Origin of the sequence: Nocardioides alcanivorans, from assembly GCF_021555175.1 — a bacterium.
Lineage (GTDB): Bacteria > Actinomycetota > Actinomycetes > Propionibacteriales > Nocardioidaceae > Nocardioides > Nocardioides alcanivorans.
In genome coordinates, this window is sequence record NZ_JAKGRW010000028.1 from 17952 (window position 1) to 36915 (window position 18964).

Annotated in this window: 15 protein-coding genes and 1 pseudogene; 10 read left to right on the forward strand and 6 right to left on the reverse strand. The window is 68.9% G+C overall.

The window, feature by feature from the left end:
• Positions 1-48: 48 nt before the first annotated feature.
• Positions 49-561, reverse strand: a complete 513-nt coding sequence (locus L1066_RS15280; RefSeq protein ID WP_235737140.1) for an acyl-CoA thioesterase — start codon at positions 559-561, stop codon at positions 49-51.
• A gap of 98 nt (positions 562-659) precedes the next feature.
• On the opposite strand from L1066_RS15280, the gene L1066_RS15285 reads away from it, so the two are divergent.
• The 7 genes and pseudogenes from L1066_RS15285 (at position 660) to L1066_RS15310 (ending at position 6604) form a co-directional block, all read left to right on the forward strand.
• The gene (locus L1066_RS15285) at positions 660-1883 is read left to right on the forward strand and encodes an LCP family protein (RefSeq protein ID WP_235737141.1); all 1224 of its coding nucleotides are present in this window, start codon (positions 660-662) and stop codon (positions 1881-1883) included.
• Positions 1884-1944: 61 nt separating this feature from the next.
• Positions 1945-2358, forward strand: coding sequence for a CoA-binding protein (locus L1066_RS15290; protein WP_235737142.1), 414 nt, complete (start codon positions 1945-1947; stop codon positions 2356-2358).
• 106 nt (positions 2359-2464) lie between these two features.
• Positions 2465-2683 (forward strand): annotated as a pseudogene (locus tag L1066_RS28735) (alanine racemase); the annotation flags it as partial.
• A gap of 19 nt (positions 2684-2702) precedes the next feature.
• Positions 2703-3641, forward strand: a complete 939-nt coding sequence (gene alr / locus L1066_RS15295; protein ID WP_312007910.1) for an alanine racemase — start codon at positions 2703-2705, stop codon at positions 3639-3641.
• On the forward strand, positions 3638-4603 hold the full coding sequence (locus tag L1066_RS15300) for a D-alanine--D-alanine ligase family protein (protein ID WP_235737143.1): 966 nt from the start codon (positions 3638-3640) through the stop codon (positions 4601-4603). The genes alr and L1066_RS15300 overlap by 4 nt, the downstream gene beginning before the upstream one ends.
• Positions 4604-4721: 118 nt before the next feature.
• On the forward strand, positions 4722-5945 hold the full coding sequence (locus L1066_RS15305; protein ID WP_235737144.1) for a sensor histidine kinase: 1224 nt from the start codon (positions 4722-4724) through the stop codon (positions 5943-5945).
• Complete coding sequence (locus L1066_RS15310; protein WP_235737146.1) at positions 5942-6604, forward strand: response regulator; 663 nt, start codon at positions 5942-5944, stop codon at positions 6602-6604. The genes L1066_RS15305 and L1066_RS15310 overlap by 4 nt, the downstream gene beginning before the upstream one ends.
• A 357-nt stretch (positions 6605-6961) precedes the next feature.
• Here L1066_RS15310 and purE read toward each other — a convergent pair whose 3' ends face one another.
• The 5 genes from purE to L1066_RS15335 all read right to left on the reverse strand — a co-directional run bounded on the left by purE (position 6962) and on the right by L1066_RS15335 (position 11200).
• A complete protein-coding gene (gene purE, locus L1066_RS15315) occupies positions 6962-7480 on the reverse strand; it encodes a 5-(carboxyamino)imidazole ribonucleotide mutase (RefSeq protein ID WP_235737147.1) in 519 nt (172 codons plus the stop codon).
• Positions 7481-7484: 4 nt separating this feature from the next.
• Positions 7485-8651 (reverse strand): 5-(carboxyamino)imidazole ribonucleotide synthase, encoded by a 1167-nt coding sequence (locus L1066_RS15320; protein ID WP_312007914.1) that lies wholly within the window; start codon positions 8649-8651, stop codon positions 7485-7487.
• Between the two features lie 171 nt (positions 8652-8822).
• Entirely contained in the window at positions 8823-9776 is a 954-nt protein-coding gene (locus L1066_RS15325) for an adenylate/guanylate cyclase domain-containing protein (RefSeq protein ID WP_249224912.1), read from the reverse strand.
• Between the two features lie 42 nt (positions 9777-9818).
• Positions 9819-10337 carry a PH domain-containing protein gene (locus L1066_RS15330; protein WP_235737150.1) on the reverse strand — a complete coding sequence of 173 codons (519 nt, stop codon included), beginning with the start codon at positions 10335-10337 and terminating at the stop codon, positions 9819-9821.
• 80 nt (positions 10338-10417) lie between these two features.
• A complete protein-coding gene (locus L1066_RS15335) occupies positions 10418-11200 on the reverse strand; it encodes a biotin--[acetyl-CoA-carboxylase] ligase (RefSeq protein WP_235737151.1) in 783 nt (260 codons plus the stop codon).
• 71 nt (positions 11201-11271) lie between these two features.
• On the opposite strand from L1066_RS15335, the gene L1066_RS15340 reads away from it, so the two are divergent.
• The 3 genes from L1066_RS15340 to L1066_RS15350 all read left to right on the forward strand — a co-directional run bounded on the left by L1066_RS15340 (position 11272) and on the right by L1066_RS15350 (position 15832).
• Positions 11272-12861 carry an acyl-CoA carboxylase subunit beta gene (locus L1066_RS15340; protein WP_235737156.1) on the forward strand — a complete coding sequence of 530 codons (1590 nt, stop codon included), beginning with the start codon at positions 11272-11274 and terminating at the stop codon, positions 12859-12861.
• Entirely contained in the window at positions 12858-13103 is a 246-nt protein-coding gene (locus tag L1066_RS15345) for an acyl-CoA carboxylase subunit epsilon (RefSeq protein ID WP_235737153.1), read from the forward strand. Before L1066_RS15340 ends, L1066_RS15345 begins: the two co-directional genes overlap by 4 nt.
• 233 nt (positions 13104-13336) lie before the next feature.
• Positions 13337-15832, forward strand: coding sequence for an amidase (locus tag L1066_RS15350; RefSeq protein ID WP_235737154.1), 2496 nt, complete (start codon positions 13337-13339; stop codon positions 15830-15832).
• The last annotated feature ends 3132 nt before the right edge of the window (positions 15833-18964 follow it).

The following is an 18964-nucleotide window of genomic DNA, read 5'->3' on the forward strand; positions in this document are numbered from 1 at the left end:
CCCGTCACAGCGGTGCGCGACGCGCCGTAGCGGGTCAGTTGCCCGAAGTCACGGCACCTCGGGCGCTCGGCCGGCCTCGATCTCCTGTCGCCGTGCCAGCCGGTTCGCGCGCCGGATCTCGGCCTCCCGCCAGCGGCGCCGGTCGAGGTCCGTCTCCGGCACGAGCGGTGGCACGCTGCGCGAGCGGCCCTCCTCGTCTATCGCGACGAAGACGAAGTAGGCGGTGGCCACCGTCTTCTGCGTCTGCGACACCGCTCCCCACGGTTCGGCCTCGACCCGCACGCCCACCTCCATGGAGGTGCGTCCCGCCCAGTTGACCCGGGCCGAGGTCCGCACGATGTCTCCCACGTGAACCGGCTCGAGGAAGAGCATCTCGTCCATCGCTGCCGTCACTGCCGCTCCGCCAGCGTGCCTGCGGGCGGCAGCGCCCGCCGTACTGTCGGCCAGCTTCATGATCGCGCCGCCGTGCACGTTGCCGAGCAGATTGGCCTCGGTGGCGTGCATCAAGGTGGCGAGGGAGACCTCGGAGAAGGCAGGGGTACGACGCACGTCACCAGTCATGTCGGCACACTACTGCGACACCCGGTCCCGCCTCGGCCCTGCCGTGTCCGGGGTCGCGGTGGGAGGTCGAGTTCCTCCCCACCGGTAACTTTGCCCGCATGGCTGACCGACCCCGTCCCGAGCCGGGCACCCCCGAGTACGACTGGTTGTACGGCGACAAGCGCCGTGGCGCCGACGACCCCACGCAGGTCATGCCCGCCTCGGGCGGATCCGTGACCGGTGGGCGTCCGGCACCCCACGGCTACGGCGGGCAGGGCCAGAACATGCCGGTGCAGCAGCCCGGCGCCCAGCAGCGAGCGCCCCAACGACCGCACCAGGTGCCGCCTCCTCCTGGCGCCACACCGCCGCGCAGCGGTGGTGGATTCCGGATGCCGCGGCCACGGATCCGACCCGTCCGCTGGATCCTGCTGCTGCTTGCCCTGTGGCTGATCTTCCTGGCCGTGACGCCGTTCGTGGCGTTGCGCAAGGTGAGCACCGTCGACGCATTCCCGGACGGAGAGCGGCCGGCGGAGCAGGACGGCACGACGTACCTGATCGTCGGAAGTGACTCTCGCGAGGGCCTGAGCAAGAAGGAGCGCGAGGAGCTCGGCACCGGCGATGCCGGGGGTCAGCGCACCGACACGATCATGCTGCTGCACACCGGGAGCGGCCCCAACCTGCTGACGTCGATCCCCCGCGACTCGCTGGTGCCGATCCCGGGGCACAACACATCGAAGATCAACGCCGCGTTCGCGTGGGGCGGACCGCAGTTGCTCATCGAGACCATCGAGGACAACACCGGCATCCGCATCGACCACTACGTGGAGATCGGCTTCGGCGGATTCGTCGACGTGGTCGACGCAGTGGGTGGCATCGAGATCTGTCCGGAGCGACGGATGAAGGACAAGGACGCCAACCTCAACATCAAGAAGGGATGCCAGGACGCCGATGGCATCGTGGCTCTCGGCTATGCGCGCTCGCGCAAGACCGACCCGGCACTGGGCGACATCACGCGCGCCAAGCACCAGCGCGAGGTGGTCTCAGCCGTCGGCAGCAAGGTGCTGTCACCGTGGACGTTCGTCAACCCGTTCCGCTACTGGAACCTCAACATGGCCGCGGCGCAGACGCTCAAGGTGAGCGAGGGCACCGGCGCCTTCACGCTGGCGAAGTTCGCGATGGCGATGACGTCGGTCGACAAGACGTGTGGCGTGCCGATCTCCGACCTCGCAGTGCACTGGGACACGGAGCGCTCGAAGCAGTTCTTCCAGAAGGTCATCGAGGACGACGTCAAGGGAATGTCCGACGATCTCTGCACCGCTTCAGGGCTGGCAGACGGCCCCTGAACGGGCGTCGGCCGATCGGGTCGAATCCTCGAGCGCGGCAACCCGGGACTACTGTGGGGCAATGAGCACCTGGCGCGAACAGCAGGCAGTCGACTTCATGCTGGACGACTGTGAGACCTGGGCAGTGGTGGGGCTCTCCGGCGATCCGGGCCGCACCGCCTACGAGATCGCCTCGGTGCTGAAGACCCACGGCAAGCGCATCGTCCCGATCCACCCCGATGCCCCGACGGTGCTCGGCCAGCAGGGCTACGCCACGCTCGCCGACGTGCCGTTCCCCATCGACGTGGTCGACGTCTTCCGGCGCTCAGAGGCCGCTGGCGAGTTCGTCGACCAGGCCGTTGCCATCGGTGCCAAGGGCGTCTGGCTCCAGCTCGGCGTCATCGACGAGGCCGCGTTCGACCGGGCCGCCCAGGCCGGCCTTCCCATGGTCATGGACACCTGTCCCGCCATCGAGTGGGCGCGTCGGGACAGGTGAGCGCGACCGCGAAGAGCGTGCTCGGCCTGCCGCTCAACCCACGGGTGGAGCAGGTCGGTACCTGAGGTGGAGGTGCTGGCGACCGTCGATTCCTAGCGTGGTGGCCATGATCGCTCCACTCCAGCTCCTGACCCCCGCGGTCCGTCAGCGTCCGGCCGCCAGCATCCATCTCGACGCCGTCGCCGCCAACACCCGGCTCTTCGCCGACCGCGTGCCCGGCCAGGTGATGGCGGTCGTCAAGGCGGACGGTTTCGGCCACGGCGCGGTCGAAGTCGCTCGTACTGCGCTCCTCCACGGGGCTGACTGGCTCGGCGTGACGTCCTTGGACGAGGCCTTCGAGCTGCGTGCTGCCGGCCTCGTCGCACCGATCCTCAGCTGGCTCAACCCCGTCGACGCGGACTTCCGCGTCGGCCGCTCGGCGCAACATCGACGTTGCGGTCTCCGACCGGGACCACCTGCTCGCAGTGGCACGTGGTGCCAGGACCGCCGGTCGCCGAGCCCGCGTGCACCTGCACGTCGACACCGGCATGGCGCGCGACGGTGCTGCCCCGGGAACCTGGGCGGGCCTGTGCGCCGCAGCCCGGGCCCAGGAACTCGTCGGGTCGGTCCGCGTGGTGGGCGTGATGGGACACCTGGCCTGCGCGGGTGCGAGCGCCGCACCCGCCGATCTCAGTGGCCGGGCCGCGTTCCGGGTCGGCCTCGCGATCGCCCGGCGGTCCGGCCTGCGCCCGCGGGTACGCCATCTCGCGGCAACCGCCGCGACGTTGACGGACCCGATGAGCCACTACGACATGGTCCGCATCGGAGCCGGTCTGGTCGGGATCGATCCCTCGGACACCACTCCTCTGGCCCCTGCGCTCTCGCTGACTGCCCCGGTGATCGCAGTCCGCCGAGTGCCGGCGGGCACCGGGGTCGGCTACGACCACACCCACCGGACCACCCGACCGACGAACCTCGCCCTGCTTCCCCTGGGCTACGCCGACGGCCTGCCGCGCACGGCCTCGGGCAGAGCCGAGGTCTGGCTCGCCGGCGCTCGTCGTCGAGTCGTCGGCAGGATCTCCATGGACCAGACGGTGGTCGACCTCGGCGATGACAACGTCGCCCTGGGCGACGAGGCCATCGTCTTCGGCCCCGTCGCCGATGTCCCCGGCGCCGCCCCGCCGACCATGGGCGAGTGGGCAGGGTGGGCGGGCACCATCGCACACGAGATCGTCACCGGGATCGGCTCTCGCGTCGGACGCATCCACGTTGGCAGCACCGTGGCCCTGAGGACGGTCCGATGATCCGGGTCGCGCTGGTCGGCGGCGGCGCGAACTGTGAGCACGAGGTCTCCCTCGCTTCTGCCCATTCGGTGGCGAAGGCACTCACCACCGCCCACATCGGCGGCGCCCGGATCGAGGTGTTGCCACTGACCATCGCACCGGACGGGACCTGGTGGGCCGAGGGGATGCCCCTCGCTGCTTCCCGTCACGCCAGCCTGGCCGCCGCGGTCACGCTGATCGGTGGGTGCGACGTACTGATGCCGATGGTGCACGGACCCCACGGTGAGGACGGCACCCTTCCGGCGCTCGCCGATCTCGCGGGCGTGCCCTGTGTGGGCTCGGCCCTGGGCGCCGGCGCACTGGCGATGGACAAGTGGACGACCAAGCTCGTTGCGGAAGCAGTCGGGGTCGCCACCGCGGCCGGCCGTCTGGTGCGTCCGGACGACGTGGTGCCCTGGACCGGTCCTGTCGTGGTGAAGCCGGTGGCCGCCGGTTCCAGCCACGGCGTGACGCTGGTCCGCACGGCAGCCGAGCTCGGGCCCGCCCTCGCCCACGCGTTCGCCCTCGATGACCGCGTGCTGGTCGAGGAGCTGCTCGTGGGTCGGGAGATCGACATCGCGGTCCTTGCCGGTCGTGAGGGTCCACGGCTCTCGCCGCCCCTGGAGATCAGCGTGCGTGCGGGGACTCTCTTCGACACCGGGCAGAAGTACGACGGATCGGCGGGGTTCCTGATTCCGGCGCCGCTGGACGAGGTCGATCTCAAGGGTCTCCGCGAGGCGGCCACGGCGGTCTTCGAAGCCCTGGGCTGCGCCGGGGTGGCCCGAGTCGACTTCTTCCTCACCGAGCGCGGCTGGGTGCTCAACGAGGTCAACACCGTGCCGGGGATGACCGAGCACTCGCAGGTGCCCCGCATGTTCGCCGCCGCCGGCCACCCCTACCCCGACCTCCTCGCGGAGCTCGTGGCTGCCGCCCTGACCCAGTGACCGTGGACGTGGTTCCATTACGGGGACCCGCCCTCACCCACTCGCTCGGAGGACCCGTCATCACCGCCCCGACCGCCGTGCTCCGCCGCTGCTGGGATCGTCAGGCGGTGCCCACGCGATGACACGGAGCTCGATTCCTGCCTGGCTGCCGACGGTCGTACTCGGGCCGGTCGTCGCCTTCCTCGGCGCGTGGGAGGCCACGGAGGGATTCCAGTTCTTCGGCCCCTGGCAGCGCGACCAGCTGCTGGTCGCACTGGCGATGGCCGCGGCAGTGGCCTGCTACCGCTACCTGCCGGCACTCGGTCTGGCGATCGTCTGGGTGCTCCTGCCCATGCACCTCCTGCAGCCGGTCGAGGTGCTCAAGGTCGAGCTCTTCGTGGCGGTTCTTGCCTATGGCCTGGCCAGGTACGGAAGCTGGCCCACGGTCGTGATCAGCGCGGTCTCCGTGCCCGCCGCGGCGCTCGTCGGCTGGGCGCTGATCAACCAGGCGCCGCGTGACCTCCTGGTCGCCGACTTCTACATCGACATCACCGGAGTCGACCACGGAAGCGACATCGTGCGGGTGCTCGGCCTCCTTGCGTTCGTCGTGCTCGCGATCCCGTGGTTGCTGGGGATGCTGCTGCGCGCCACGCGGCGTACGGCCCAGGCCCGCACCGAGCGGGAGGCAGCCGAGCTGGGTCGTGCTCGGGCGGAGGCGGACCGAGCCCAGGCGCAGGAGATCGCCCGGCTCAGAGAGGGGCAGACCCGCCTCGCTCGCGACGTGCACGACGTCGTCGGGCACTCCCTCGCGGTGATCCTGGCCCAGGCCGAATCGGCACAGTTCCTGCCCGACGACGACCCGCAACGGCTCAAGGCGACCTTCGCAACGATCGCCGGGTCAGCTCGCGAGTCGCTGCGCTCCGTGCGGCAGGTGCTCTCCTCGACCGACCAGGCCACACCCGCGGAGAGTGGCGTGCCGGAGGGCGGTTTCGAGAGCCTCATCGACGGCGTACGCACCTCGGGTCATCCGGTGCACGTGGAGGTCGCCGGGACGCCGCGCCCGCTGCCTCCCGAGCTCGACGTCGTCGCCTTCCGGGTGCTGCAGGAGATGCTGACCAACGCTCTCAAGCACGGACGGCGTGGCGGCACCGTGTGGGTGCACCGGGTCTGGTCCGATGAGCTCACCATCGAGGTGGTCAACGAGATCGCCCCCGAGGCCGTCGTCGATGGGCAGGGACAGGGTTTGGCCGGCATGCGCCGGCGACTCGAGGGGGTTGGTGGACGGATGTGGACGGGCCGGGAAGGGACCAGGTTCAAGGTGAGCGCGACCATGCCAGCAGGTGGCGCGGAGACCCGCCCATGAGTGAGCCGATCCGGGTACTGCTCGTCGACGACCAGGAGCTGTTCCGGGCCGGAGTGTCGGTGATCATCGATGCCCAGCCCGACATGACCGTGGTCGGCACGGCCGGTGACGGAGCCGAGGCGGTGGCCATGGCCGACGATCTCGAGCCCGACGTGGTGCTCATGGACATCCGCATGCCCGAGATGGACGGCGTCGAGGCGACTCGTCAGCTCTTCGCACCGCGACGGACGCCAGCACGGAGCCGGCCACTGCGGGTGGTCGTGTTGACCACCTTCAACCTCGACGACCGCGCCGCCACGGCGATCAAGTACGGCGCCTCGGGCTTCCTCCTCAAGGACGCCACGCCACGGATGCTCACCGACGCGATCCGCACGGTGCATGCCGGCAACGCGGTCATCTCTCCGACCGACCTCACCCTGCTCATGGACGGCACGTTCCGAGAACGCCGACCGGTGCCGCCGACCTTCGACCGGCTCACCACGAAGGAGCGGGAGGTCTTCACCGCCGTTGCGCGGGGGCTCAGCAATCCGGAGATCACCGAGACCGCCTACATCAGCGAGTCGACCGTGAAGACCCACGTGGGCTCGATCCTGCGCAAGCTCGAGCTGCGCGACCGCGTGCAGATCGTGGTCTTCGCCCACGAGCACGGCCTGGCCTGAACTGCCGGTGATCGAGCCCACCCGGTGACCGAGCCCACCCGATGATCGAGCCCACCCGATGATCGAGCCTGTCGAGATCACCCGGCCAAACGGTCTCGACAAGCTCGACCCACGAAACCACAGCCCACCCGGTGATCGAGCCCACCCGGTGACCGAGCCCACCCGATGATCGAGCCCACCCGATGATCGAGCCCACCCGATGATCGAGCCCACCCGATGATCGAGCCTGTCGAGATCACCCGGCCAAACGGTCTCGACAAGCTCGACCCACGAAACCACAGCCCACCCGGTGATCGAGCCCACCCGGTGATCGAGCCTGTCGAGATCAACCCTCCCCTGCGAGGTCGACCTTCGAGGTCAGAAGCCAGCCTTGCGCGGCCCGGCCGCAGCGTCTCGGACGACCGCGCCCTTGGCGTGAGCGGCGTCTCGCAGCGAGGCCTGGAAGTCGACCATCCGCTGCTGCAGCTCCGGGTCGGAGGCAGCAAGGATCCGGGCGGCCAGGAGACCGGCATTGCGAGCGTTGCCGATGGAGACCGTCGCCACTGGTACGCCGGCCGGCATCTGCACGATCGAGAGCAGCGAATCCATGCCGTCGAGATACTTCAACGGCACTGGGACGCCGATGACGGGCAAGGGTGTCACCGCGGCCAGCATGCCGGGCAGATGGGCCGCTCCCCCAGCGCCGGCGATGATGACCGAGAGCCCACGGCCCGCGGCGTCGCGACCGTAGTCAAGCATCTCGTCGGGCATCCGGTGCGCCGAGACCACATCAGCCTCGAAGACGATGTCGAACTCGCCGAGAGCCTCTGCGGCAGCCTGCATGACCGGCCAGTCGGAGTCCGATCCCATCACGATGCCCACACGTGCCTGCGTCATCTGCTCACTCACTTTCGTCACCGAGGTCACCCGCGAACCAGGCCGCCGCGTGGCGGGCCCGTTCCAAGCAGTCCTCGAGGTCGTCGCCGTAGGTGTTGACGTGCCCGACCTTGCGGCCCGGACGCATCTCCTTGCCATAGAGGTGGACCCGCAGGTGCGGGTCGCGGGCCATGGCGTGCGGATAGCCGTCGTACAGACGACCGGCGTCGTCGGGGCCGCCGAGGATGTTGACCATCACGGTCCACCTCGCACGCGGTGCGGGAGAGCCGAGGGGCAGGTCGAGTACGGCGCGCAGGTGGTTCTCGAACTGGCTGGTGACGGCGCCGTCCTGGGTCCAGTGGCCGGTGTTGTGCGGACGCATCGCCAACTCGTTGACGAGGATCCGACCGTCGTTGGTCTCGAACAGCTCCACGGCCATCACGCCCACGACACCGAGCTCGCCGGCGACGCGGAGCGCGATCTCCTGCGCGGCGGTGGCCAGCTCGTCGGAGAGGTCGGGAGCCGGGGCGATGACCTCGTGGCAGATGCCGTCTCGTTGGGTCGAGGCGACCACCGGCCACGCTGCGGCCTGGCCGCTGGGTGAGCGGGCGACGAGGGCGGAGAGCTCTCGACGGAAGTCGACGAGTTCCTCGGCAAGGATCTGGACGCCGGCTGCCTCAGCGGCAGCGAACGCCTCGGCGCAGTCGGTCTCGGAGCGCACCACCCAGACACCCTTGCCGTCGTACCCGCCACGGGTGGTCTTGAGCACCGCCGGGAATCCGAAGTCGGCCACCTCAGCGGCACCTGTGACGATGGCGTTGCGCGGGCAGGGCACGCCAAGTGCCTCGAGCCGGGTGCGCATCACGCCCTTGTCCTGCGCGTGCACCAAGGCGTCGGGGCCCGGCCGGCAGGCCACGCCCACCCGCTCGAGGGCGTGCAGGTGCGCGGTGGGCACGTGCTCGTGGTCGAAGGTCACCACCGAACAGCCCGCGGTGACCTGCTCGAGCGTGTCGAGATCGCGGTAGTCACCGACCAGTTGGTCGGGAATCACCTGCGCGGCGGAGACGCCGGGCGCCTCGGCCAGCAGACGCAGCGGGATACCGAGCGCCGCAGCCGGCTCGGCCATCATCCGGGCGAGCTGACCGCCGCCGATCACGGCAACGGTCGGGGCAAGGGGACGCGGATCAGCCACGCGCGAAGCCTAGAACAGCGGACCCGAATCGTCGCCGCCCGGGTTCCCCCGAACCTTCAGTTGGACACCGCGAACCTTCAGTCGCATCGCGCGAACCTTCAGTTGCGGGCCAAGTGAAATCTCGCGCGCACTCCAAGTGAAGGTTCGCGGATTCTGAGTGAAGGTTCGCGGTCAACGACGACGGACGGTGATCGGCTCGACGAGTCCGAACCCACGGACCGGGCGGGCCGGCATCGGGCGGGTCTCCCAACGATCGGCGGGCAGCAGGTCGGCGGTGTGCTGGTCGATGATGATCCGGTTCTTGCGGGCCACCGCAGTGAGGCGAGCCGCCATGTTGACCGGCGGGCCGAAGACGTCGCCCATGCGGTTGACGACCGAACCGGTGGCCAGGCCGATCCGTACGTCGGGCATGCGCGCGTCCCGGCCGATCACCGACACGATGCCTTCGGCGATCTCCATGGCGGCGACAGGCTCAAGGGCAACGAAGAGCACCGAGTCACCGAGGCTCTTGATGACTCGGCCTCGGTTGCGCGAGACGACGTCGTGGCAGCGCGACTCGAAGACCTCGACGAGGTCACCGATACGGATCTCGCCGATCTCGTTGGTGAGGGCGGTGAACTGCACGAGGTCAGCGAAGCCGACCGTGAGCTCCATGCTCGACTGCGTGTCGGACGTCAGCTCCAGCGCCTCCATCCGCGACACCGCGACAGCGAGGTGCCGGCGCCAAGCATGCATCATCAACTTCTCGAAGTCTTCAGCAACCGTCTCGGCCAGCAGCGCTGCGAGCGAGATCCGGGCGCCTTCGCCGCCGTCGGCAGCGGCCCGTTCGGCCGCGACCTCCTCCAGCCGTGGGGAGAGGGTCGCTACCTCCCAGTCGGCCAGTCGCGACATGGTCTGCCCGACGCCACGGGTCAGGTTGAGTGCCGTGTCGAGCGTGAAGATTCCCGACTCGATCAGTCGGTTGAGCAGCGCGACGGCCTCGACGTCGCTGTCGGTGAAGTACGGCCGGTCGGACTCGGGTTCGGGGAAGCCGAGGGCACGCCAGATTCGCTTGGTCTGCTCCGGGCTGGTGCCGCTGCGTTCGGCCACCTCGTCAGCGGTCCACTTCGAGGTGTCACCGAGCAGCGTGTGCTCGAGCCCCTCCTCGACATGTCCCGATAGCGGGGATCAGGTGCCATCGTCGGCGCGACCACCTGTCGCCTGGCGGTGGAGCTCCTCGGAGACGACCTTCTGCACCTGCTCGACCTTCGGGATGTCGTGGAGCTCGACGCGCCCGGCCTCGCTGGCGTCGGTCACCACGAGGGTGCCGCACCCGAAGATCCGGTCGAGCACGTCGATCTCGAAGTCGACCCCGCTGATGCGGTTGAGCGGGATCGTGCGTCCCTCCTTGGCGATGAAGCCGGAGCGGAACATCAACCGTCGGTTGGTGAACGTGTAGGTCGTGGTCCACCACTTCAGGAACGGCCGCACGATCCACCAGACCACCACGACGAGCATCAGCAGCCACGCCGCATAGTTGATGGTGGAGTCGACCGTGTCATTGCCGATCTCGAGGACGGTCAGGACGATCCCGCCGATGAGCACCAGCAGCATCACCAGGATCGGGCCAAAGAGGGCCTTGACGTGGGTGCGGCAGGAGACGACGACGTGCTCGCCCTCGTTGAGCAGCTTGGGTGAGATGGACATACCCGCATCATGTCACTCCCGACCACCTGCTGTCGGCAATCGGTGTGCCGTGGCGCACGACGCCGGGGCCCTCGTGTGGCCTACGACGCCGCAGGCCGCACGTGTACGACGTCCCCCGCCCCGACCGCGACGGTGTCGGCACCACTGCGCACCAGCAACCGGCCCGACGGATCGATGCCGACCGCGGTGCCCAGCAGTTGCCGGTCCGCGGGGAGCTCGACCCGCACCTCCATGCCGACGGTGATGCAGCGCTCCTCGTAGCGGCGCCGCAGTTCGTCGATGTCGTCGAGCAGGTGGCCCTCGCGCTCGAATGTCGCCAACAGCTCGGCGAGCAACGCGGTGCGGTCGACGGAGGCCCCAGTGGCGAGACGGACACTGGTCGCGCGGGCGATCGGCAACTCCTCCTCGGTCTGGTCGGCGTTGATCCCGATGCCGACGACCGCACCCGGTCCGATCGGGGAGTCGACCCGCTCGACGAGGATGCCGCAGAGCTTCTTGCCGTCCGGTTCGACGAGCACGTCGTTGGGCCACTTGAGCACCACCCCGGGGACGGTGGACACCAGTGCCTCGTGGACGACGTACCCCGCGAACAGCGGGAGCCACGGCCAGTCCGCGGGTGCCAGGTCGGGGCGGAGGATCGTGGAGAAGGTCAGCGCCGCGCGCTCGGGCACGGTCCAACCGCGGTCGAGACGACCACGACCCGCCGTCTGCCACTCGGTGGTGAGGGTGGTGCCGGCGGGAGCGCCTGCCCGCGCCCGCTCGGCGAGGCCCGCGTTGGTGGAGCCGATTTCCTCGACGATCTCGACCGTCGCGGGCAGGCGAGACGGATCAAGGGGTGGGCGCGCGTCCGGTGTGGAAGTCATGGGCACTAGATTGGCCCCGCTAACAGGAGGAGGCCAAACACGTGAGCGCAAGCATCGGTGAGGGCACGGACGTGCCCGACGACATCGACGTCCACACCACCGCCGGAAAGCTGGCGGACTACGAGCGTCGGGTCGACGAGGCCGTGCACGCACCTGCCGCCAAGGCGCAGGAGCGGCAGCACGCCAAGGGACGCAAGACCGCCCGTGAGCGGATCGAACAGCTCTTCGACGAGGGATCCTTCGTCGAGCTGGACGAACTCGCCCGCCACCGGTCGACCGCCTTCGGCCTGGAGAAGACCCGCCCCTACGGCGACGGCGTCATCACCGGCTACGGCACGATCGAGGGCCGCCAGGTCTGCGTCTTCTCCCAGGACTTCACCGTCTTCGGTGGCTCCCTCGGTGAGGTGTACGGCGAGAAGATCGTGAAGGTCATGGACCTCGCGCTCAAGACCGGCTCACCGATCATCGGCATCAACGAGGGCGCCGGCGCACGCATCCAGGAGGGTGTCGTCTCCCTGGGCCTCTACGGCGAGATCTTCAAGCGCAACGTGCACGCCTCGGGCGTCATCCCCCAGATCAGCCTGATCATGGGCAACTGCGCCGGCGGCCACGTCTACTCCCCCGCCGTCACCGACTTCACGATCATGGTCGACCAGACCTCCGCGATGTTCATCACCGGGCCCGACGTCATCAAGACCGTCACCGGCGAAGACGTCTCCATGGAGGACCTGGGCGGCGCGCGGGCGCACAACACCAAGTCCGGCAACGCCCACTACATGGCGGCTGACGAGGAGGACGCCCTCGACTACGTCAAGGCGCTGCTCAGCTACCTGCCGCAGAACAACATGGACGAGGCCCCGGCCTTCGACGAGGAGGCCGACCTCGCGCCGACCGACCTCGACCTGAGCCTGGACACCATCATCCCGGACTCCCCGAACCAGCCCTACGACATGAACGACGTGATCAAGACGGTCGTGGACGATGAGGACTTCCTCGAGGTCCAGCCGCTCTTCGCGCCCAACATCATCGTCGGTTTCGGTCGGGTCGAGGGTCGCCCGGTCGGCGTCGTGGCCAACCAGCCGATGCAGTTCGCCGGCACACTCGACATCGACGCCTCCGAGAAGGCCGCCCGCTTCGTGCGCTTCTGCGATGCGTTCAACATCCCGGTACTCACCTTCGTCGACGTCCCGGGCTTCCTGCCGGGCACCGACCAGGAGTGGAACGGCATCATCCGCCGCGGCGCGAAGCTGATCTACGCGTACGCCGAGGCCACCGTCCCGCTGGTCACCGTGATCACCCGCAAGGCCTACGGCGGCGCCTACGACGTGATGGGCTCCAAGCACCTCGGTGCCGACCTCAACGTGGCGTGGCCGACTGCCCAGATCGCCGTGATGGGCGCCCAGGGTGCGGCCAACATCGTGCACCGCAAGACGCTCGCGGCCATCGAGACCGAGGGCGGCGACGTCGAGGCGAAGCGCGCCGAACTGATCGACGAGTACGAGACCACGCTGGCGAACCCCTACATCGCCGCCGAGCGGGGCTACGTCGACACGGTCATCCGTCCGCACGAGACCCGCGCCGAGATCGTCCGCGGCCTGCGTCTGCTGCGCAACAAGCGGGAGATCCTGCCGGCCAAGAAGCACGGGAACATCCCGCTGTGAGTGGGGAGAAGCCCGCCGAGGAGAAGGTCACCGAGGCGCAGCAGCCGCTGCTCCAGGTGGTCAACGCCGACGCGACGCCGGAGGAGATCGCAGCCATCGTGGCAGTGTTCTCCGCCCTGGGTTCGGGATCGACCGAGGCGCCCAAGCGTCCCGCGCGACAGTGGGCAGCACCGCGACGTACCCACCGCACGCCGTTGACGCACGGCGTCGGCGGTTGGCGGGCCAGCGCCCTTCCCCGCTGATCGACACCTCTTCACACGACGCCAGCGCTGTCCTCCCCCAACGGAGGGCGGCGCTGGCGCTTTCGTGTCGTCGCACCCTCCGTGACCGCGACGGCACACGTTTGTTTCGCGGCTGTCCCATCTTGTAACCCAGCCGGGCCACCGCGTTACACGGACGGCACACAACACTTACGTCTGCGGAATGCAACCTTCCTAGGTTTCTCGGGTCAACACTCGAGGGAGGGAAACCCCGCATGTCCCACACTTCTCGCCTGGTTCCGGCGCTGTGCGCACTGGCGCTCGGCACCGCCCTGGTCCCCGGCATCGCCCAGGGCCTGACCAGCGTCACCGCCGACAACGGCGCCACCTGGAACATCAACGATGCCCGCCGTCCGGGCCTCGACACCGGCAGCATCCGCAACGTCAGCGACTCCCGGATGGAGGCCTTCGGCAGCCTGTTCATGAAGGTCGATGGCGGCGTCGACCCGATGAACGGTGAGATGCTGCGCGGCTTCGGGCTCACCGAGGTCACCCCCGGTTCCTACACCTCGACTGCCTCGGTCCGCCTGGACGGCGTCAGCGTCAGCCGCAAGCTCGACGTGGACAGGGCGACGAGCACCGGCCTGTTCTTCGACACCTTCACCAACACCACCACCGAACCCGTCACGGTCTCGGCATCCTTCGGCGGCTCCTTGGGCGTCGGCACCGAGGGCGCCGCCACGGCTGGCGTCGTCTCCGCCACCTCCAGCGGCGACGACGTGCTCGCCACCGACGACACGTGGATGGTGGCGACGTCCACGGGCAACTACCGCCCGACGGGTGTCGTGGTCGGCACCGAGCCCACCAGGCTCGGCGACCAGCAGAACGATCCCTTCGACGACGACTACTCCCCCACCGGCTCCGCGCAGAACAACCCCGGCTTCGTCCGTCACCTCACCATCGAGCCCGGTGCCACTGCCTCCCTGCTGCACTACGTGTACGTCGGCGCGCGGGGCGACACCTCCGACGTCACCTCCACGACGGCGAGCCTGGCGGCCGACCCGGATCTCGGCACGCTGAGCGTCGACCAGGTCTGCACCGTGGCGAACTGGGACCTCGCGGCCCTTCCGGACTTCGACCCGGCGACGTGTGCCGGCGCCGACCCGCTCCGACTCCCGGCCGCGCCGCTGGAGGCGCCCGTGCGCACCACGGTCGACTACGACGTCACCGGCAGGTCCGTCGCCGACCTGCAGCGTGACATGGAGGCGGGGATCGTCACCTCGGTGGAGATCACACAGGCCTACCTCGACCGGATCGACGCCTATGACCAGAAGCAGCTGGGCTTCAAGTCGTTCATCCACGTGTCCGACCTGGCCCTCGACGAGGCAGCCGCTGCCGACACCGCGCGTGCCGACGGCCGCACGGGGCCGCTCCTCGGCATCCCGATCGCCGTCAAGGACCTCTACGACGTGGAGGGCCTGCCCAACACCGGCGGCGTCCAGTCCCTCGCCACGTGGAAGCCCGAGTCCGACGCGTGGCAGATCGCCAAGCTGCGCGCGGCCGGTGCGGTCTTCCTCGGCAAGACGAACCTCTCCGAGTTCGCCAACTCCGGCTCCTTCAGCGAGAGCGGCTTCATGCAGTCCTGGAACGGTCTCTACCCGTCCAAGACCTCCTTCGGCTCCTCCGGTGGCTCGGCCACCGCAGTGGCCGCCGACCTGGCCCCGATCTCACTGGGCACACAGACCGGGGTCTCGCTCTATGCACCTTCGACGGGCGCCAGCCTCTCGACCTTCCGTGGCACCGACGGCCTCACCAGCGCTGAAGGCGTCATGCCACTCACCTGGGGGCAGGACTATGCAGGGCCCATCGGCCAGACCGTCACCGACCTGGCGATGCTGCTCGACACGACCGCGACCCAGCAGTCAGGCAACAACCCGGACGACATCCTGACCAACCGCGTCGACAACGACCTCCGCCCGGAGTCGTTCACCGAGGGCCTGGACGCCGATTCCCTGCAGGGCAGGAAGATCGGCTACCTGCCGTCGTCGTTCACCTCGACCCAGGTCGGCGACGACCCGACGGGGGCCGACACGTTCGAGGACGCCAAGGCGGCCCTCGAAGCGGCGGGCGCCGAGCTGGTCGAGCTCACTCCTCCTCCCGCGCAGCCGGCCGCGCCCGGTCCCATCACCGGCAACTCCGGTGCCCACGGATGGACCGATTACATCGACTCCGAGTCGACCTTCCCGCTCCGCACCCCTGCTGAGGTGTGGAAGAACCTGGCGAACCTGCCCTACAACGTGGCGGGCACGTCGGTCGACAGCCGGGTCCCGTACGACGACACGAGCGTCGACAACTACCTCGCCCGTCGCGACGCCTACAAGAGCGTGATCGGCGACTGGATGGAGGAGGCCGGGGTCGACGCCGTTGCCTACCCGGGCTTCATCAGCCAGATGGGCAACAACGACGCGAGCTCCGCCGTACTCTCCTCCGACCGGGCGACGGGCGTGTTGACGTCCAACGTCGGCCTGCCCACTGTCGTCGTGCCCATCGGCGAGACCTCGCTCGGCTACTCGAACTCCCTCCAGCTCGTCGGCCCGGCCTGGTCGGACGCCGACGTGCTCGCGATGGGCTACGCGGTCGAGCAGCAGGCGGACGCCCGGGTGCACACCACCCATGCACCGGCCCTGGTATGGCCCCGCCACGTAGCCCATCGCACGAGCCACGTCGGCGTCCGACCAGGCCAGGCCGACGAGCTGGAGGGAGTTCGGTAGCGAGCGGCGACTCGCCGATGGCGCACGACGACGATGGGCAGGTGGTTTATCGCGCCCGATCGCCGGTCGGGTACGGCGGAACCGCGTCGACCCATCTGGCTGATGAAGCACCCGGAGAGCGGTAACGGCCGGCCCGGCCTGCCATCAGTCGCCGATCGAGCGTCACGGCGAGCGGGCAGACCAATCGACGCTCGTCGTACAGAACGGCTGTCGACCGCGCCCGAATTCTTCCCTCGGCGAAGTACGGAAACGGAGATCGGAGAAGTCCATCCGTGGGCACCAGCCGTGATCGAAGGCGAACGCGACCAGCTCGGCGCCCCCGCCGCTTCGGGGCGCGCGGCGTACTCCAGCTCGGCCCCGTCGGGTCGTCGCCGACCTGGTCGAAGGTGGTGGCGCCGCCCGCCCTGCGAAATCGGCGAGCCACCTCGATGAACGACTCCGGGCGAGAGTCGTTGTCCGGCGGTGTGGTGTAGGTCTGTCGGTAGGTGTTGCGCGACTGCTGGGTGCAGTAACGTGGCCCCGCTGCCCCAGGTGAAGTGGCATCAGCGAAGCGAGCCGTCCACGAGGCTGGCGTCGAAGATGAGATCGGCAGCGTGCGGGAGGAAGAAGATTGGTGGGGTAGAGACCGTTCAGGACCCATGGCGCGCCGGGATGGCGAGCGTTCGTCTTGCCGGAGACCCGCCGGCCGCGCGCAGCTGGCGATCCGTCGGACTCAGGCTCCACACGGCGAGGGCTGGACGCCGCCGGCGGGACAGGCCCTCCGCGTCGTAGAGGTCACCCGACAGCGATCGGGAGTGCCGAGAATTTGCCGTGCGCCCGTCGCTTGCCCTGTTCAAAAAGGATGAACGACGAGTAGCTGCTCTGGTCGCCAAACGTCGGTCGGTCGGCTGGTGTGATGCCACCGAGGGCGTGACGTCCATGTCGCTGCAGGTCGGCGACAGTTGCCGACGACGTCAGTCGACCGTGGTGCGCACGGGCGCGGCATAGCGGCCCTCGAGGCGGAGTCGCGCCGGCGCGTCGCGGTCGAGGTCCCAGTTCACTGACCTGATCGCGCGTGCCGTCAGGTCGACCGCCAGGCTCGCCGTCGTGGAGGTGGCGTCGGGCGCGCGTGCACGCTGGGTACAGCAGGAAATGGTAGTGACGGATGAACGAAGCGCCGGCAGAATTGGTCTGCGCGTGGCGAGAGTAGATAAAGGGATCGTTCTGCTGTCGCCAGCCTGGTGGGCTGGTACCAAAATCAGGTGATTGCCCGTGGACGTCGCCACCATCCCGCGTCGGTGGCGTGGCGGCGTGGCGGCGCCCTCGGTGCCGCCCAGAACGGTAGGCGCCGGGAACTCGATGAGCAAGGCCGCGCGGCATCTCGCCGTTCATCGGGTCGACGCCGCCATCGACCCCTTCGCGAACAGGCTGCCGGAGCTCCATCCGGGAGTCTGCTACCGTGACCCGGGCGGCAGGCGTAGTGTTGAGGTGGCGCCGTTGTCGGCGACGACGCTGGTCAGGCGATGCCGGGACCGAGCGTGCCGGGCTTTTTCAGTGCACAGCGGAAGATGTGGGACGCTCGGGAGTTTCCCTTCCCTCAGTGTGACGAGGAAGATTGCATTCCGCAGACGTAGGTGTGTGCCGTCCGTCCTGGCTGCGGCGGCTGGGTTCATCAATTTGCCCGTCGCGGTCACGGAGGCTGGCGTCGTGGCTGAAGGTCGAGGAGGCGCTGGCAAGCCGCCGACGCCGTGCGTCGCGGCAGGCTCGCGTGCTGTCGCGCGGGGTTTTGCACTCGATCCCGGAAACCCCAGGCGAAAAAGTAACCTGACGTCGGCGTTACCGCGACAGCGGCTGCTGCCTCCCGGTGACCTTCTCCTCGGCGGGCTTCTCTCCCCAGCGGGATGTTCCCCGTAGCTCGTTCGCCCGCTGACCGCGCAACAACCGGAAGCCGCAGGTTGCCGCCAGCGGCCTGGTGCCTCGGCACTCATCGGTCAGTTCGGCTTTTCACTCGCGCCGCCCTCGGTCTCGACTCTGCACCCGCAAGCTGTCCTGGAGCAGTCGGCTGCGCCCGACGAAGACCAACTTGGGAAGCCCCATCGTCGTAGGCGCCGCCAGAGCTGCGGGCTGTCACCGGCGAGGACGGCCTCGGCGTACGCGTCGCGCGACAGCGTTCCGCTCAGCGGCAAGGCCAGGACGTCGGCTGAAGTACCGGGACCGCATCGCAAACGCGCAGCGAGGCGACGCTCTCGAATGTGCCGGCGGAACCTGGTTGACACGACGACCCGACCCTGACGAAGGCGGCGGACCTCGAGCTCGTCGATCGATCGCCCAGGCGGTCAGATGATGTCCCAGGCTCAGGTCGAATCGGTCGGCGCGGAGTCGACGCCACTTCGTCGAAGGCCGAGACTCGTTACGATTGTTCTGCGGCAGGCCGCTGAGCAGCGCCTTGACGTAGTCGGGCGTCCTCCTCGTCGGCCGCCGCCAGCAGACGCCCGGGCTTGGCCGCCCGCAGAGTCCTCGGGTCTTCGCCGGCTGACGATCGCCCGGCGATGGTATCGTGAGGGCGGCGGAGAACGTGGCCGCCGGCGAGTTACTTGATCGATCTGAACGTACGCGTGCGTAAAGAAGGCAGACGACACCCTCCCTGGATAAGCCATGCCGATGATCCGTGAGCCGATAAGCTGACCTTCGCGATCTTCTCGCCTCGCCACCGAAGACGGTAAATCCCTGGGAAAGGACGCAGACCTGGCAGCCCTCGATCGACCGCCGTAGCCGTGGCCCGCCAAGCATGCAGGCCGAAGGCGGGGCAATCCAGCTCGACGAAAGTCCTCGTCGAAAACTGTTCGATCCGCCACCTTGCCCGGCGTGCTACCACTCTGCGCAGGTGCGTGCACGGCCGGCCGACATATCCGGCATTGTCTCCGCAGTCTACCCCGCGGAAATCCACTCGCCCTGCCCGCGGCGGTCGAGATCGTCGAGGAGAGCGCAGGCCTCGCCGAAGCGGGCGGCACCGCCCTCACCGCCAGTGGCAACGCTCGACGGCGCGCGGCATGTGTCCCGACAACACCCCGCCCAGACAACGGACTAGGGTTTGCACCCCCAGTTAATCACGTCACGATGAAAGCGGCATCTTTGCTTTTGTTCCCTGAAATC

Bases quoted from the DNA above. Each gene is read 5' to 3' on its own strand.
- L1066_RS15280 (WP_235737140.1), bottom strand. From the start codon at position 561: ATGACTGGTGACGTGCGTCGTACCCCTGCCTTCTCCGAGGTCTCCCTC.
- L1066_RS15285 (WP_235737141.1), top strand. From the start codon at position 660: ATGGCTGACCGACCCCGTCCCGAGCCGGGCACCCCCGAGTACGACTGG.
- L1066_RS15290 (WP_235737142.1), top strand. From the start codon at position 1,945: ATGAGCACCTGGCGCGAACAGCAGGCAGTCGACTTCATGCTGGACGAC.
- L1066_RS15300 (WP_235737143.1), top strand. From the start codon at position 3,638: ATGATCCGGGTCGCGCTGGTCGGCGGCGGCGCGAACTGTGAGCACGAG.
- L1066_RS15305 (WP_235737144.1), top strand. From the start codon at position 4,722: ATGACACGGAGCTCGATTCCTGCCTGGCTGCCGACGGTCGTACTCGGG.
- L1066_RS15310 (WP_235737146.1), top strand. From the start codon at position 5,942: ATGAGTGAGCCGATCCGGGTACTGCTCGTCGACGACCAGGAGCTGTTC.
- purE (WP_235737147.1), bottom strand. From the start codon at position 7,480: ATGACGCAGGCACGTGTGGGCATCGTGATGGGATCGGACTCCGACTGG.
- L1066_RS15330 (WP_235737150.1), bottom strand. From the start codon at position 10,337: ATGTCCATCTCACCCAAGCTGCTCAACGAGGGCGAGCACGTCGTCGTC.
- L1066_RS15335 (WP_235737151.1), bottom strand. From the start codon at position 11,200: ATGACTTCCACACCGGACGCGCGCCCACCCCTTGATCCGTCTCGCCTG.
- L1066_RS15350 (WP_235737154.1), top strand. From the start codon at position 13,337: ATGTCCCACACTTCTCGCCTGGTTCCGGCGCTGTGCGCACTGGCGCTC.